The organism is Campylobacter sp. TTU-622 (genome assembly GCF_016598965.1).
Classification (GTDB): domain Bacteria; phylum Campylobacterota; class Campylobacteria; order Campylobacterales; family Campylobacteraceae; genus Campylobacter_D.
Genome location: NZ_JAENKR010000029.1, coordinates 1 through 15,455, shown reverse-complemented (window position 1 = coordinate 15,455; position 15,455 = coordinate 1). Strand labels below are relative to the sequence as shown.

The following is a 15,455-nucleotide window of genomic DNA, read 5'->3' as shown; positions in this document are numbered from 1 at the left end:
GTGCAAAAATCTATTTCATTCATTAATAAATTTTCTTAATATCTGAATCGTTAATAAATTCTTTAAATTCATCAATTAGTTTTTTTTCTTTTAAAAATACTTCCTCTAAAGATTTATCTTGTTCATTTGCTTCTTTTTTTTGGATATTTTTTAAATTTTTATGATTTAACATAGAATTTTTATTTTCTTTCTGCATTTCTTTTTTAATGCTTTTTAAATCATCTAAAAAATTCATATATGCTCCCTTTCTTCTCTAATTTTCTTAAGAGTTGCAGCAATAGCAGCTATAACTTCTTCTTTATTGTTTTGATGTCTATCTTCTGTTTTTTCAAGTAGTTCTTGCATATGAGTATTAATAAAAGATGTATCAAAATATCCTCTTCTAAATTCTCTTGTTTTAGTTATTGCAATTAAAAAAGGAATAGTAGTTCTAACTCCATCAATAACAAATTCTTTAAGAGCTCTTTCGAGTTTATTGACTGCTAAATCATAACTTGTTGCTTTAATAATAAGTTTTGCAAGTAAAGAATCATAAGAAGGTGGAATAACATAATCTTTATAAATATGACTATCAACTCTTACAGAAGGGCCAAGAGCTGGATAATACTCATTAATTTTTCCAGGATTTGGAATAAAATTTTTCCATACATTTTCAGCGGTAATTCTTGCTTCTATAGCAAATCCTCTGGGCTTAATATCGCTTTGCTCAATATCAAGAATTTCTCCTCCAGCTATACGAATTTGACGCACTATTAAATCAACTCCTGTAATTTCTTCTGTAATAGGATGTTCTACTTGAATTCTTGTATTCATTTCCATAAAATAGAAGCGATTGTAATCATCAAGTAAAAATTCGATTGTTCCTGCATTTGTGTATCCTACTGCTTTAGCTGCAGCAACAGCAGTTACACCTATTGTTTTTCTAAGATTATCTGAAATTCCAGGACAAGGGGCAATTTCTATTATTTTTTGATGACGTCTTTGTATAGAACAATCCCTCTCGCAAAGATGGATAATATTGCCATAATTATCTCCTAAAATCTGAAATTCAATATGTCGCGGATTGATAATATATTTTTCCATAAAAATCTCATCATTTTTAAAAAAACTAAGAGCTTCTCTCTTGCAAGATTCTAAAGCGCTTTCAAGCTCTTCTTCTTTATATACAACGCGAATTCCGCGTCCTCCCCCTCCTCCACTAGCTTTTAAGATTACTGGATAACCTATTTTTAATGCAAAAGATTTTATTTCATCTAAGGAATAATTATTTAATTTTTCAGTTCCTGGAACTATAGGAATTCCATTAGAATTCATTAAAGCTCTTGCAATGTTTTTATTGCCCATTTTATATATAACTTCTGATTTTGGTCCTATAAAAATAATACCTGCGTCTTCACAAGCTTTAGCAAATTCGTGATTTTCGCTTAAAAATCCATATCCTGGATGTATTGCATCAGCTTTGCAAGCTTTGGCAATTTCAATAATTCTTGCAATATCCAAATACCCTCTTATAGCATCAGTTCCTATGCGATATGCTTCATCAGCAATTTTAACATGTAAGCATTCTTTATCTGGTTCTGTAAAAACAGCAACACTTTTAATATGTAAATCCCTGCAAGCTCTTATAACTCTTACGGCGATTTCAGCTCGATTTGCAATTAAAATCTTATGTATCATTTATTCGCCTTTTAATTAAAATAATAAATCTATTATATAAAAATATTAGTAATAATTTTATATAATAAATATTTTAATAATTTCTAATCGAAAGCATATTCATAACAATGATTTTAGAATTTAAAAATATTTTAATATTTAAAGTTGTAATTTAATGTTAGCTGATAAAAAATTATTTTATTTAAGTTCTGTTTTGATTATTATAGGTATTGTTTTTTCTTACTCTTTGACTGCTTTTACTGTACTTTATTTTGAATATAGCGAATTTCATTTTTTTATAAGACAACTTTTTTTTGGGGTAAGTGGAATTTTAATTATGTTTTTTATTTCACGTCTTAATCCTGATGCCAATAATGCGAAAAGAATTATTTTAGCTTTACTTATAATTTCTTTTATTTGTATAATTATTTTACCTTTTTTACCAACCGCTTTAGCTACAGCTAGCGGTGGAGCTAAAAGATGGATTAGAATAGGACCTATTTCAGTTTCTCCAGTTGAATTTTTTAAAATAGGACTTATTTATTTTCTTGCTTGGTCTTATACAAGAAGAATAGATGATAATAAAAAGGCTATTAAACACGAAATTTTAATTTTATTACCTTATTGTATAGTTGCTAGTATAGTGATTGGTTATATTTATATCACACAAAATGATTTAGGACAAAGTGTTATTTCTTTTTTTCTTATTCTTGCCTTAGCTTTTTTTGCTGGAACAAGTAAAAGATTGTTTGCTTTTAGTACTATTATTATTATGATGATAGGCATTATGGTAATTTTTAGCAATCAAAGAAGAATTCAAAGAATTATCAGCTGGTGGGGAAATATACAAGATGCCTTTTTGCCTTTATTTCCTAATTGGATTGCCTCAAGTTTAAGAGTAAGCGTTAATAATGAACCTTATCAGATCTCTCATTCGCTCAATGCTATAGCACATGGGGGATTTTTTGGAGAAGGTCTTGGGCTTGGAATTTTTAAACTAGGTTTTTTAAGCGAGGTTCATACAGACTTTGTTTTATCTGGAATTACTGAAGAAATTGGACTTTTTGGATTAGCTTGTATTTGCATCCTTTATCTTTGGATGATTTTAAGAATTTTTAGAATTGCTGGAAGATGTGATAGAAAACAAGATTTTATTTTTTGTTCAGGTATAGCTTTACTTCTTTTATTTTCTTTTTTTATGAATGCTTTTGGTATTATTTCTTTAACCCCTTTAAAAGGTGTTGCTGTGCCACTTCTTAGTTACGGGGGAAGTTCTATGTGGGCTATTTGTATAGGAATTGGCTATGTTTTAATGATTTCTAAAAAGGTGAAATTATGATAGCAATTACAGGTGGAGGAACTGGGGGGCATTTAAATATAGCTAAATGTTTATTGCAAAGTGCTAAAAAACAAAATATAGAATGTATTTATATAGGGAGCACCTATGGTCAGGATAAGCTTTGGTTTGAAAATGAATCAGGTTTTAAAGCAAAATATTTTTTGGATTCAAGAGGTGTTGTTAATCAAAAAAAAATAGCAAAAATTAAATCTTTATTTAAAATTTTACAACTTAGTTTTAAATGTCGTGAAATTTTTAAAAAACATCAAATAAAAGCTGTTTTTAGCGTCGGTGGATATAGTTCAGCTCCAGCATCTTTTGGGGCGATTATTAATCATATCCCTCTTTTTATCCATGAACAAAATTCTGAAAAAGGAGCTTTAAATTCTCTTTTGAAACCTTTCTCTAAAGCTTTTTTTAGCGCTTTTGAGCCTATATTTTGCTCTTATCCAGTTAATGAAATATTTTTTAAAACAGCAAGAATAAGAAAAGAGCTTAAAACAATTATATTTTTAGGTGGTTCTCAGGGTGCTAGTTTTATCAATGCTTTGGCTTTAAAATTGGCTCCAAAATTAAGTAAAAAAAATATTAAAATTATACATCAGTGTGGAGAAAAAGAATTTGATTTTTACCAGAAAGCTTATGAAAAACTAAATATAAAAGTAGATATTTTTGCTTTTGATAAAAACATTTATACCAAAATACAAGAAGCAGATTTAGCCATTTCAAGATCTGGAGCTAGTACTCTTTTTGAACTTTGTGCTAATAATATCCCAACTATTTTCATCCCATATCCATATGCAGCTAAAAATCATCAATTTTTTAATGCCAAATTTTTAAAAGATAAAAATTTATGTGAAGTTTTTTTACAGTCTAATTTAAACGAAGATAGGTTATTTCAAACAATTTTAATTTTAAATTTAGAACAAATATCTACAGGTTTAATTAATATATTAAAACCAAATGGAGCAGATGAGCTAATTTTATATATGAAAAATATTATAAATTTATGAACTTGTTGTTTTATCTTCTTTTATTTTTCTTTTAGCAAGACCCATTTGTTCATAAGCATCAATTTCTTTTTTATACGAAGCTGAAATTTTCTTTAATTCTTTATTTAAAAAACTTATAGTCTGAGGGCTTGCATTATCATTAGAACTAAGAGCAGTAATAAATTCTAATTTCTTTTTTGTTGTCTCATCTAACTCTTTTGATTGTTTGCTACCAAGTTTATGTGTGCTTATAAATAATTGAGCAAGGTTTTTTAGCTCTTGATCTGTTAAAGAAGTATCTTTAGCAGTTGTTATCATTTTGTCTAAATCTGTATTAAATATTTTAGTTTTTTTATTAGAATTATCATTTTTTATTTTAGTTTTTTCACTTTTTTTACCATCATTAATAATAAGATAAGCTATTATACTTAAAAAAATTGAAAGTAAAATAGCTGCTACTAAAATAATAAAAAATACTTGATGCATTATAATTTACTAATAAAATGACGTTTTCTATAGGCCAGTAAGCTTAAAATTATCATTGTAAAAAATCCCCAATAAACATAACTTGGGATTTGTACAGCTTCTCCAGCAGCGTAAGAGTGCATACCGACTAGAAAATAATTAACTCCAAAATATGTCATAATGATTACCCAATAAGCAAACATTGAGCTGACTGCAAAGACATATTGATTGCATAATTTTGGAATCATTCTAATGTGTAGTATAGCTGCATAAACTAATATACTCACTAATGCCCAAGTTTCTTTGGAATCCCAACTCCAATATCTCCCCCAACTTTCATTAGCCCAAACAGCGCCTAAAAAATTTCCAGCAGTTAGTAAGCAAAGTCCTAAAATCATTGCCATTTCATTAATTCTTGTTGCTTCTGTAATATTTCTTAAGATATTTGCATTATATTTACCTTTATTTTTAAGGAAACACATTAAAATCAAGACAAAAATAGCAAGTAAAGCACAAAGTCCTAAAAATCCATAACTTGCTGTAATAACAGAAACATGAATTGTAAGCCAATAAGAATTTAATACTGGCACTAAATTTGTAATTTGAGGATCCATTTCACTTAAATGTGCTACAAAAAGGACTATACCCGCTAAAATAGAAGTTAAAGAAAGGGCTATAGGGCTTTTTTTAGAAAAGAAAATTCCAGATAATGCTAAAGCCCAAGATATATAAACCATACTTTCATAGGCATTACTCCAAGGAGCATGATCTGCTAAATAAGCCCTTAAACATAATCCTATACTATGAACAATAAAAACAATAATATTTAAAATATATGCAATTTTAAATATTAAATTAATTTTAATATTAGAATTTAGCATTTTAGTTAAAACCAAAATCAAAAGTAAAAGACCTGCTAGTAAATATACAGGGATTAATTTTACAAATAATTGTAAATGGTTTGTAAAAATTTCTATTGAGATTTTAGTCTTGTTTGGTATAACATTGCTACCAAATTTTTCTTGATACTTTTCAATTAATTCTAATGCTTCATCTGCTTTGGACCAATCATTTGTTTTAATGCTATTTTCCACAGATAAAAAATAATTTTTTATTAAATTTACAACAATTAAATTTTCTTCTCCTTTGGTAAATTGCATAGCTGAGAAAGGTGCAAGCCAAGTGTTATTTTTATCATTTTGAATAGGAATAAATTTAAACAATTCTCCACTAAAAATTAAATTTACAATATTTGCTCTTTCATCAAGTTTAATAATCTCTTTATCTAAAACTCCTCTAGTATTTGGATTTTTGCGATTTGCATTTTCAACATATTTTAAAAGAGCATAATTGTTATCTTTAGTAAAAAAATCTATATAGCTGATATAAGGTTTACTAGGAATATTTAAAATTTTAGAGATTTCTTCATTAATTGCTTTATTTTTAGGCATAATTATAATCGGCTCTTTTGCCCAAGATTGTACATCTATAAGCATAGAAAGCATTATAGCACTTGCATCTTGATTTTTGTAACTTGTTTTTTTATAAATTTTTTCTAAAACTTCTTTAGCTAAGGTATCAAATGGAACCATTCTCCCGCTAGGCTTTTGAACTATAAGATGACTTAATTTTTTAGCATGATCCTTATTAATTATTGGTATATTATTACTTGTATTATTTTCAAAAGCTTGTAATTTATTAGTACCTAAAAATAAAAAAGCAAATAATAAAATTTTTACAGAATTTTTAAGAGCATCTTGATTGATAAGTTTTGCTAAAACTCTAAATCTTGAGTGTGGATTTAAAAAATTTAAAAACATACCAAGACATAATAAAAAATATCCAATATAAGTTGGAATTTTTCCTGGATCTTTATTGACTGAAAGTATGGTTCCTTTTTCATCTTGATCATATGAACTTTGATAAAATCTATAGCCTTTATAATCTAAAACATTATTCATAAAAACCCTATAATCAAAACTTGCATTTTTATCTTCGAGTCTAATTTCACTTGCATAAGAAGCTGGAGACATTGAACCTGGGTATCGTTCAATTATAAAATCATTTAAATAAATTGAAAAAGGTAATTCTTGAAAAGAAGTTGTCCAAGAAATAAAGAATTTTTGTCCATTAAGCTCAATAACTTTTGGATTATCATATTGAAAAACATAAAATTCTTGTTTTTTACCCTGATATGAAAGTTCAAATTTTAAAGCATTATTACCATTTAAGGTTAGTGATTGATATTGAGTGCTCATAGCAAAAGGTTTTAAATTTTCTAACCACGATGCTTTCCAATTATAAGGTTCTCCAAACCAAGAAATAATTAAAGTCCTAAAAATTTCAAGCCAGATATTTTTAAACCAAATCAAAAAACTCTCATCTTGTGGTCTATTATCTCCAGTTATAATTTCTTTAGCATGTAAAGAAGCAAATTTTATAACAAAACTTAAATCATTAATTTCATAAAGCCTTTTTTCTTTAGCATTTACTTTAGAACCTATTTCAAGATGAGAATTAACTCCATCTTGCATACTTAAAAAATTCAATCTTTGGCTTGAAATTAATTCTAAATTTTTATTAATTTTAACAAAAGGAGCTTTAACTTCATCATTCATAAAAGAAAAATTAATACCATCTATATTTTTAATTTCATTTTGCTTTAATTTAATTTCTTGATTTTGTCCATTTTTAGCAAGCATTAAGATTAATAAAGCATTAGAAGAATTTAAATCTTCTATATAAGAAACTTTAGCATTTAAGATAAGGTCTTTATATTGTAAAATTGCTTTGTTGTTATCAATATTTAGTTCAAGTTTTAAAGAATTAGCAAAAGGTAAAACAGCTATATCTTTATCAGATGCTACTCCATAGATTTGTTGATTTTTAAGTGCTGAAAATTTGATAAAAGATTTAGAGCTTTCAATATAAGAGTTTGAATCATTTTCTCTAATATGAAGTAAACCCTCAAAACCACCATATCTTGTCATAATAGAACCTATTAAAATAAATAAAAAAGAAAAATGAAATATCATTAAAGGCAATTTTTTAATTTGAAACATTTTATATCTTAACATTCCACAAAATAAATTAATCCCTAATAAAAACTGAATTAAACCAAACCAAAATGTTCCATAAATCATAGCCCAAGCAGTTGGAGTACCATAAGAACTTTCGATAAAAGTTGCCAAAGCACAAAAAAGTGCAAAAAGTAAAAAAAGTAAAATAGAAATTTTTAAATCTCCAATGCTTTTAATAATATTTTTCATTTTTATCCTTAGAGTCCCAAATATTTCTTACGAATTTCATCATTGCCAATTAAATCTTTCGCAATTCCTTGCATAGCTATGTGTCCATTTTCTAAAACATAAGCATAATCACTAATTTTTAAAGCAGAATAAGCATTTTGTTCTACTAAAAGTATGGTAATCCCTTCTTGCTTTAAGCGAACAATAATATCAAAAACTTCTGCTACTATTTTAGGTGCAAGGCCTAAAGAAGGTTCATCTAGCATTAAAAGTTTAGGTTCGCTCATTAAAGCTCTTGAAATGGCTAGCATTTGAGCTTCTCCACCGCTTAAATTTCCAGCTAATGTATTTTTTTTATTAGCAAGTCTTGGGAAAAGTCTATACATTTGTTCTCTTAAGTGCTCATAATTTTCAGCATTATTAAAAGCCCCTATTTTTAAATTTTCTTCTACACTAAGATTAATAAAAACTCTTCTACCTTCTGGAACTAAGGCTATTCCTTTTTGAACTAAAGTATATGTTAGGTGTCTTGAAGTTTCGTATCCTAAAAAATTAACCTCTCCTGTTTTTTTTACAGAATTGAGTAAGGCATTTAAAGTAGAAGTTTTACCGGCACCATTGGAACCTATTAAAGAAACAATATGACCTGTTTCGACTTTAAAATCAATTCCTTTTACCGCTTCAATTAAGCCATAGTAAACGTGTAAATCTTTAACTACTAACATCAAAATCTCCTAAATATGCAGCAATAACTTCTTTATGATTAACAGCATCATTTAGTTTTCCTTCAAAAATAGTTTTTCCATAATCAAGAACTAAAACTCTATCACAAAGCTTATTAACAAATTTCATATCATGTTCTATTAATAAAACGCTAATTTTATGCTCATTTCTAAGCTTAAAAATAACCTCTGCTAAATCATCACTTTCTGATCCATTCATTCCTGCAACAGGTTCATCAAGTAAAAGTAATTTTGGTTCAGTTGCCATAGCTCTTGCAATTTCAACTTTTCTTTGTTGTCCATAACTTAAATTAGTAGCTTTTTCTTCTGCTAATTTTTCAATTCCAAGCTCTTCTAAGATTTTATAAGCTTTATTTTTAAATTCTTTTTCTACTTTTTTAAATCTTCCAATATGCAAAAAAGCTTCTAAAATATTGTATTTCATTTTATGATTAAAGCCTATTAAAACATTTTCAAGCACACTCATACTTGAAAAAAGTCTTATATTTTGAAAGGTTCTTGCAATACCTAAATGTACTATTTTGTAAGGTTTTAATGTATCAATTCTTTGCCCGTTAAAATAAACTTCACCACTTGTTGGTTTATAATTTCCTGTAATTATATTAAATAAAGTTGTTTTTCCTGCTCCATTAGGACCAATTAGAGCAAAAATTTCACCCTCTTTAAGTTTAAAAGAAGTTTCATTGATAGCTTGAACACCGCCAAAATTTTTAGAAATTTGTTTTAATTCTAAAATCACTTCTTTCTCCTTTTTTGATATTTTTTTAGTGAAAATAAAATATCAATTAACTCTTTATTCCCCATAATACCTTTTCTAGCAAAAAGCATTACTAAAATTAAAATAAGAGAAAAAACTACCATTCTAAAACCCGGCATAGCGTCAATTTGATAGCCAAAAATATTCATACTTTCATCCAAAAATCTAAGCCACTCACTTCCTCCGATTACTAATATAGCACCTATTATAGCTCCTGTTGTAGAACCAAGTCCTCCTAAAACTATAATAATTAAAAGTTGAAAAGTAAATAAAAAATCAAATTGATCTGGAGTTAAAGTTGTAAGCAAACAAACTAATAAACCTCCTCCGACACCTTCTAAAAATGCTGAAGTTCCAAAAGCTAAGGTTTTAATCCAAAAGGTATTAATTCCCATTGCACTAGCCGCATCTTCATCATCTCTAATGGCTTTCATAGCTCTCCCATATTTAGAATAAACTATATTTAAAATTAAAATAACTGAAATAATCGCAATAGAACCTGTCCAAAAAATATTTGAAAATTGCGGTATATCAATAAAACCACGCGATCCATTTGTTATTGAATAAAAATTTAGTGCTAATAATTTAATAATAATACCAAAACCCAAAGTTACAATTGCTAAGTAATCTCCTCTTACTCTAAAAACGGCAAAAGAAAGAATCAAAGATAATAAACAAGCACAAATTCCAGAAAGTAATAAAGCAACAATAAAATAATTTGTATGCATCATTAAAATAAAAGAATTAGGTCCATCAAGAAAAAATTGTTCATTTTTAGCTTCAGCACTTAAAAGCATTAAAGCAGTCACATAAGCACCTATAGCTACAAAGCCATTAGGCTCAAGAGAAAATTGTCCTGTTACACCATTAATAAGATTATAACTTACTGCAAAAATAATAAAAATAGCAATTTGATTAATAATATTCATTCCATAATCATTAAAAATTTGTGGAGATAAAAATATAAATAAAATTGAGATAATTAAAAATAATATATGCAAACTTTTAGTCTTACTCATATTAAAACCTACTTTTTTCAAAATTAATGCCTAAAATTCCTGTTGGTTTAAAAATCAAAATAAAAACCAAAAAAATAAAAGCAAAGGCATCTTTAAAGCCAGAAAGATCTGGAAAAAAAGCTACAACTATTACCTCAGTAAGCCCTATAATAAGTCCTCCAAGCACGGCACCAACAACTGATCCAATACCACCTAATACAGCAGCTGCAAAAGCTTTAAGACCTATTAGAGTTCCCATGCTAGGTTCAATTGAATAATATGTTGTAGCCCAAAATACTCCTCCAACAGCTGCCAAAGAAGAACCTAATGCAAAAACAATTGCAATAATACGATTTGCATTAATTCCCATTAAATTTACGGTTTGAATATCAAAAGCTAAAGCTCTTATAGCAATACCATATTTACTTTTGTGTAAAATAAAAAGAAGAATAAGTAAAATAACAAATGTTATTATAGGGACAAGTAAGCTTCCAAAAGTAATGCTAATATTAAAAAAAACAATATTTTCTTCAAAAATACTCGGGACTGGAAATGCTTTTGGGGTTGAAGTAAAGAACATATTAAAAAGATTTTGTAAAAGAAAGCTTATACCAATTGCTGTTATAAGTAATGAAATCTTTGGAGCATTTCTTAAAGGCTTATAAGCTACCTTATCAGTTGCAATACCTACACACGCAGCAAAAATCATTGCTAAAAATAAAGCCCCTAAAAAAGGAATTTGAAAATTTAATATACTAAAAAGTGCTATATAAGCACCTACCATCATAATATCCCCGTGGGCAAAATTAATAAGTCGTAAAACACCATAAACCATTGTATAGCCTACTGCAATAAGCGCATACATACTTCCTAAACTTAAACCATTAATAAGTTGTTGCAAAAATAAAGTTAAATCCATAATATTCCTAAGGGTTAATAATATCTTTATAAACTTGTTTTTGATTTTTGATTTCTTTGATTACTACAGAACGAATCGCATTTCCACTTTCATCAATGCTAATTATCCCGCTAACACCTTGAAAATTTTTAGTTTGATGAATTTTATTATTAATACATTCTGTATTAAGATTAGCAATGCATTCATTCATAGCATTTACCATTACAAAATAAGCATCAGCACCCATAGCTGAAAATGCAGGAACTTCTTTAGTTCCTTTTTCTTTTTCATAAGCTGATATAAATTTTTTTCCAAGCTCTGTTGTAGGATTATTAAAATCAAAGCTATCGGTAAAAATGTAGCCATTGCTAGCTTCTAAAGCTAAATCAATAAAGGTTTGATTTGCTACTCCATCTCCAGAACCCATTGGGGTGTTAAGATTTAAATTTCTAGCTTGTCTTGCAAATAAAGATGCTTCTGTATAATAAATAGGTAAAAATATAAATTCAGGATTGATGCTTTTGATCTGAGTAACAATAGCTTTAAAATCCTTATTTCCAGAATTAATTCTAATTGTTTTTAAAATTTTACCATTATTTGAACTAAATTCTTTTTCAAAGGCTTTAGCAAGACCTAAGGAATAATCATTGCTTTGATCAACTATAATTACAGCATTTTTATAACCTAAGGTATTATAAACATACTTGGCCATAGATGAGCCTTGGAAATTATCACTAAAACACACTCTGCTTGAATATTTTTTCTTATCTAGCAATCTATCTCCAGTAGCAGCAGGTGCAATAAGTGGAATTTTATTATCTTCAGCTATTTTCATAACTTGTAAAGTATTAGCTGTAACCATTTCTCCAATAAGTCCTAAAACTTTATCTTGAGAAATAACACGATTGGTTCCACTTGAGGATTCTATTTTATCTCCTTTTGTATCAATAACAATCAAATTTATTTTATCACCATTTTTTAGTGTATTTTCTAAAGCATTAGCAAGTTTAATACCCTCTAGAGCACTTTGCCCATAAGCAGCAGTTAAACCGCTTAATGGGAGTATAATTCCTAAATTTATTTCTTTCGCATTTAAGGATAAAGTCAAAAAACTTATTAAAATTAGAAATTTTTTCATTATTTTACCTTTTAATATTTATGGGTTTATACTTGTTTTATAAACTTGTTTTTGATTTTTGATTTCTTTGATTACTACAGAACGAATCGCATTTCCACTTTCATCAATGCTAATTATCCCGCTAACACCTTGAAAATTTTTAGTTTGATGAATTTTATTATTAATACATTCTGTATTAAGATTAGCAATGCATTCATTCATAGCATTTACCATTACAAAATAAGCATCAGCACCCATAGCTGAAAATGCAGGAACTTCTTTAGTTCCTTTTTCTTTTTCATAAGCTGATATAAATTTTTTTCCAAGCTCTGTTGTAGGATTATTAAAATCAAAGCTATCGGTAAAAATCACTCCATCCACAGAATTTCCCCCAAGTTTTATAAAAGTTTGATTTGCTACTCCATCTCCAGCGGCTAAAATTTTATCAAATCCAATTTGTTTAGCTTGCCTTGCAATTAAAGCTGCTTCTGGGTGATAAATAGGCATATAAACAAAATCAGGATTTAAGCTTTTTAACTGAGAAGCTATAGCTCTAAAATCTTTATCTCCAGAATTAATAATTAATTTTTTGATTATTTTTCCACCATTTTCTTCAAAGGCCTTTTCGAAAGCTTTAGCAAGACCTAAGGAATAAATATTACCTTGATCTATGATAATTACAACATTTTTTAAATTAAGCTCTTTAGCAATATAAGAGGCAAATTTTTCTCCTTGAAAACTATCTTTAAAACATACCCTACTTGCATATTGTTTTTTGTTTAAAAGTTTATCACCAGAAGCTACTGGTGCAATAATAGGAACTTTTTTATCCTCAGCAATTGAAATAGCTTGAATAGTATTTGGAGTTGTTGCTTCTCCAATAAGTCCTAAAACTTTATCTTGAGAAATAAGACGATTAAGACCATTTGATGTTTCAAGCTTATCCCCTTTAGTATCAATAAGAATAACCTTTACTTCATCTCCATTTGAAAGCTTAGAATTTAATTTACTTGCAACTTCTATTCCAGATAAAATATCTTGCCCATAGGCAGCAACAGAACCCGTAAGAGGTAGTGCAACTCCTAGACGTACTTCTTTTGCATTAATATAATTACCAAGAAGTAAAATACATAATATAAAAACATTTTTTTTCATTAATATTTTCCTTAAAATATTATTTTATAAAAGTTCCGTGTTCAGTTTTTTTAGGAGGTTCTTCTTCTAACAACTCTTTTTCTTGAATTTTAAAAGCAAAATCCCCACCTTTGAGATAAGCAATGATATTGTCTATATCATTATGACTTAATTCTCTTGCATATAAAGCCATTTGAGTATTTGTTTTAGATGGCTCAAGAGTATAAGCTATTAAAGAAGCTTTTATCTGTTCTGGAGTCATATCTTTTAATCTTTTAGAGTTAGAAAATTTTTTTTCTCCTTGATTGCCGTGACAAACATTACATTTTTTTTGAAAATAAATTTCTTCTCCTCTTTGAGAATCATATTCTTTATTCGTATTAAAAGTATAATCAAAAATAGACTTCAAATTGATACCAAAAAGCAGACTTTTAAAAACTAATATAAGCAATATCAATCTAAACATAATTACAAAACCTTTATTTTATAGAAAATTCAATATTTGTTTTATTGTGATATTTTTGTTGTTTTTGATTAAAACCATTTATCTTATGATATTCATATCTGTAGCGTATAACTCCAGAAACATTAATATCTTTAAAAATTTCATCCAAAGGAGTACTAAAACAAAAAGATAATAAACTTATCAAGACAAATATTATTTTCATCAATATCACTTTAAAAATAACTTTTGATTATAGCAAAAAAAAATAACCACTGATTAATGACCGCCTTTATGTAAAAAATAAAGTCCTATACATAAAGCTAAAATAGATGCTGCAAGATAGCTCATATCAAGTGGAGAGCTAAATTTCATTTGCAACACTCTTTGAAAAAAATTAACCACTAAAACCATAATAATAACTTTGGCAAGTTTATCTTTAAGTTGATCTAAGCTATGAACTTCTAAAACTTTACTTTGTTTTGTTTGTTTAAATTCTTCTATTTCGCTAATAAAAAGCTCATATACTCCAAAAGAAAAAATAAATAAAACAAGCGCCATTAAATATAAATCAACAGCACCAATAATAAGACCTATAACATCATCGTGTAAATCTATTTGAGAATTGCTAATAAAAAAATACTGGTAGGTAAAAAGAATAACTTTTAAAATATCATAACTTGCAATAATAAATAAAACAAAAGAACCAATAAGTCCAAAAATAACAGGTAAAATCGTAACAATACGACTTCTAATTAGTAAAGATTCAAAAAATTTTTCTAACATTGCACTCCTTTTAAAATTTTACTTAATTAATTCTAAATATTTTTGAGCAATTCTTACTGCATTTGTTGCTGCTCCTACACGAATCTGATCAGCTACACACCAAAGATGCAATATATTTTTATGATTAATATCTTCTCTGATACGTCCAACATAAGTTTCATTTGTATCACTTGTGAAAAGAGGCATAGGATATTTTTTATTTTTTATATCATCCATTAAAACAACACTTGGTGCATTTTTTAAAATTTCTTTTGCCTTATTTACATTAACTTCTTTTTTAAAATGTAAAGTTAAAGATTCGCTATGACTTCGAAGAACCGGAACTCTAACGCAAGTTGCTGAAATATCAATTTTTTTATGTAGAATTTTTTGAGTCTCATTGATCATTTTTAATTCTTCTTTTGTGTAACCATTTTCCATAAATTCATCAATTTGTGGTATCAAATTTAGGGCTAAGGTATATGGGAAAGTTTTGCTTTGAAATTCATCTAATTTAAAAGCAAAAAAACTTTGCATTGCTTCAACAAGCTCTTTCATTCCCTCTTTTCCTGCACCACTTGCGGCCTGATAAGTGCTTACATCAACCCTTTGTAAATCAAAAACATCATCTAAGGGTTTTAAAATATGTACCATTTGAATAGTGGAGCAATTAGGATTTGCTATAATTCCGGTTTTTTTATAAAACTTAATATCCTCGCTATTGCATTCAGGAACAACTAAAGGAATATCCTTATCCATCCTAAAATAACTTGTATTATCTATCACTAGAGCTTTATTTTCTGCTGCTATTTTGGCATATTTTTTAGAAATTTCACCTCCAGCACTAAAAAAAGCTATGTCAATTTTATTATTTTTAAAAACTTCTTCGTTAAGTTCTTGA

At 27.7% G+C, this 15,455-nt stretch carries 16 protein-coding genes; 2 read left to right on the top strand and 14 right to left on the bottom strand.

Annotation, left to right across the window (positions count from 1 at the left end; genetic code table 11):
- Nucleotides 1–22 precede the first annotated feature (22 nt).
- Both JG677_RS04295 and JG677_RS04290 read right to left on the bottom strand, forming a co-directional pair.
- Nucleotides 23–235: a hypothetical protein gene (locus JG677_RS04295; RefSeq protein ID WP_200217130.1), complete on the bottom strand. Its 213-nt coding sequence runs from the start codon at nucleotides 233–235 to the stop codon at nucleotides 23–25.
- A complete protein-coding gene (locus JG677_RS04290; RefSeq protein ID WP_200217131.1) occupies nucleotides 232–1,677 on the bottom strand; it encodes an acetyl-CoA carboxylase subunit A in 1,446 nt (481 codons plus the stop codon). The genes JG677_RS04295 and JG677_RS04290 overlap by 4 nt, the downstream gene beginning before the upstream one ends.
- Before the next feature lie 154 nt (nucleotides 1,678–1,831).
- Here JG677_RS04290 and ftsW point away from each other — a divergent pair, with 154 nt between their 5' ends.
- Nucleotides 1,832–2,995, top strand: a complete 1,164-nt coding sequence (gene ftsW, locus JG677_RS04285) for a putative lipid II flippase FtsW (RefSeq protein ID WP_200285356.1) — start codon at nucleotides 1,832–1,834, stop codon at nucleotides 2,993–2,995.
- Nucleotides 2,989–4,008 carry an undecaprenyldiphospho-muramoylpentapeptide beta-N-acetylglucosaminyltransferase gene (murG, locus tag JG677_RS04280; protein WP_200285358.1) on the top strand — a complete coding sequence of 340 codons (1,020 nt, stop codon included), beginning with the start codon at nucleotides 2,989–2,991 and terminating at the stop codon, nucleotides 4,006–4,008. The genes ftsW and murG overlap by 7 nt, the downstream gene beginning before the upstream one ends.
- Here the strand turns inward: murG and JG677_RS04275 are convergent.
- From JG677_RS04275 to JG677_RS04220, 12 genes are all read right to left on the bottom strand, one after another.
- A complete protein-coding gene (locus tag JG677_RS04275) occupies nucleotides 4,003–4,473 on the bottom strand; it encodes a hypothetical protein (RefSeq protein ID WP_200168993.1) in 471 nt (156 codons plus the stop codon). The two genes, murG and JG677_RS04275, sit on opposite strands and share 6 nt — an antisense overlap.
- Complete coding sequence (gene ccsA, locus JG677_RS04270) at nucleotides 4,473–7,721, bottom strand: cytochrome c biogenesis protein CcsA (protein ID WP_200285354.1); 3,249 nt, start codon at nucleotides 7,719–7,721, stop codon at nucleotides 4,473–4,475. Before ccsA ends, JG677_RS04275 begins: the two co-directional genes overlap by 1 nt.
- 8 nt (nucleotides 7,722–7,729) lie before the next feature.
- A complete protein-coding gene (locus JG677_RS04265; RefSeq protein WP_200217136.1) occupies nucleotides 7,730–8,425 on the bottom strand; it encodes an ABC transporter ATP-binding protein in 696 nt (231 codons plus the stop codon).
- A complete protein-coding gene (locus JG677_RS04260) occupies nucleotides 8,412–9,182 on the bottom strand; it encodes an ABC transporter ATP-binding protein (RefSeq protein ID WP_200168990.1) in 771 nt (256 codons plus the stop codon). The genes JG677_RS04265 and JG677_RS04260 overlap by 14 nt, the downstream gene beginning before the upstream one ends.
- Nucleotides 9,179–10,219 (bottom strand): branched-chain amino acid ABC transporter permease, encoded by a 1,041-nt coding sequence (locus JG677_RS04255; protein WP_200217137.1) that lies wholly within the window; start codon nucleotides 10,217–10,219, stop codon nucleotides 9,179–9,181. The genes JG677_RS04260 and JG677_RS04255 overlap by 4 nt, the downstream gene beginning before the upstream one ends.
- A 1-nt stretch (nucleotide 10,220) precedes the next feature.
- On the bottom strand, nucleotides 10,221–11,117 hold the full coding sequence (locus JG677_RS04250; RefSeq protein ID WP_200168989.1) for a branched-chain amino acid ABC transporter permease: 897 nt from the start codon (nucleotides 11,115–11,117) through the stop codon (nucleotides 10,221–10,223).
- 7 nt (nucleotides 11,118–11,124) lie between these two features.
- Entirely contained in the window at nucleotides 11,125–12,234 is a 1,110-nt protein-coding gene (locus JG677_RS04245; RefSeq protein WP_200285352.1) for an ABC transporter substrate-binding protein, read from the bottom strand.
- Nucleotides 12,235–12,252: 18 nt separating this feature from the next.
- Nucleotides 12,253–13,368 (bottom strand): ABC transporter substrate-binding protein, encoded by a 1,116-nt coding sequence (locus JG677_RS04240; RefSeq protein ID WP_200168987.1) that lies wholly within the window; start codon nucleotides 13,366–13,368, stop codon nucleotides 12,253–12,255.
- A 19-nt stretch (nucleotides 13,369–13,387) separates the two neighbouring features.
- Nucleotides 13,388–13,816: a c-type cytochrome gene (locus JG677_RS04235; RefSeq protein ID WP_373563787.1), complete on the bottom strand. Its 429-nt coding sequence runs from the start codon at nucleotides 13,814–13,816 to the stop codon at nucleotides 13,388–13,390.
- 10 nt (nucleotides 13,817–13,826) lie between these two features.
- Nucleotides 13,827–14,015: a mini-MOMP protein gene (locus JG677_RS04230; RefSeq protein ID WP_200168985.1), complete on the bottom strand. Its 189-nt coding sequence runs from the start codon at nucleotides 14,013–14,015 to the stop codon at nucleotides 13,827–13,829.
- A gap of 53 nt (nucleotides 14,016–14,068) precedes the next feature.
- On the bottom strand, nucleotides 14,069–14,575 hold the full coding sequence (locus tag JG677_RS04225) for a YqhA family protein (RefSeq protein ID WP_200168984.1): 507 nt from the start codon (nucleotides 14,573–14,575) through the stop codon (nucleotides 14,069–14,071).
- Between the two features lie 18 nt (nucleotides 14,576–14,593).
- On the bottom strand, nucleotides 14,594–15,455 hold an 862-nt coding region (locus tag JG677_RS04220; protein WP_200285350.1), incomplete at its 5' end, for an aspartate-semialdehyde dehydrogenase.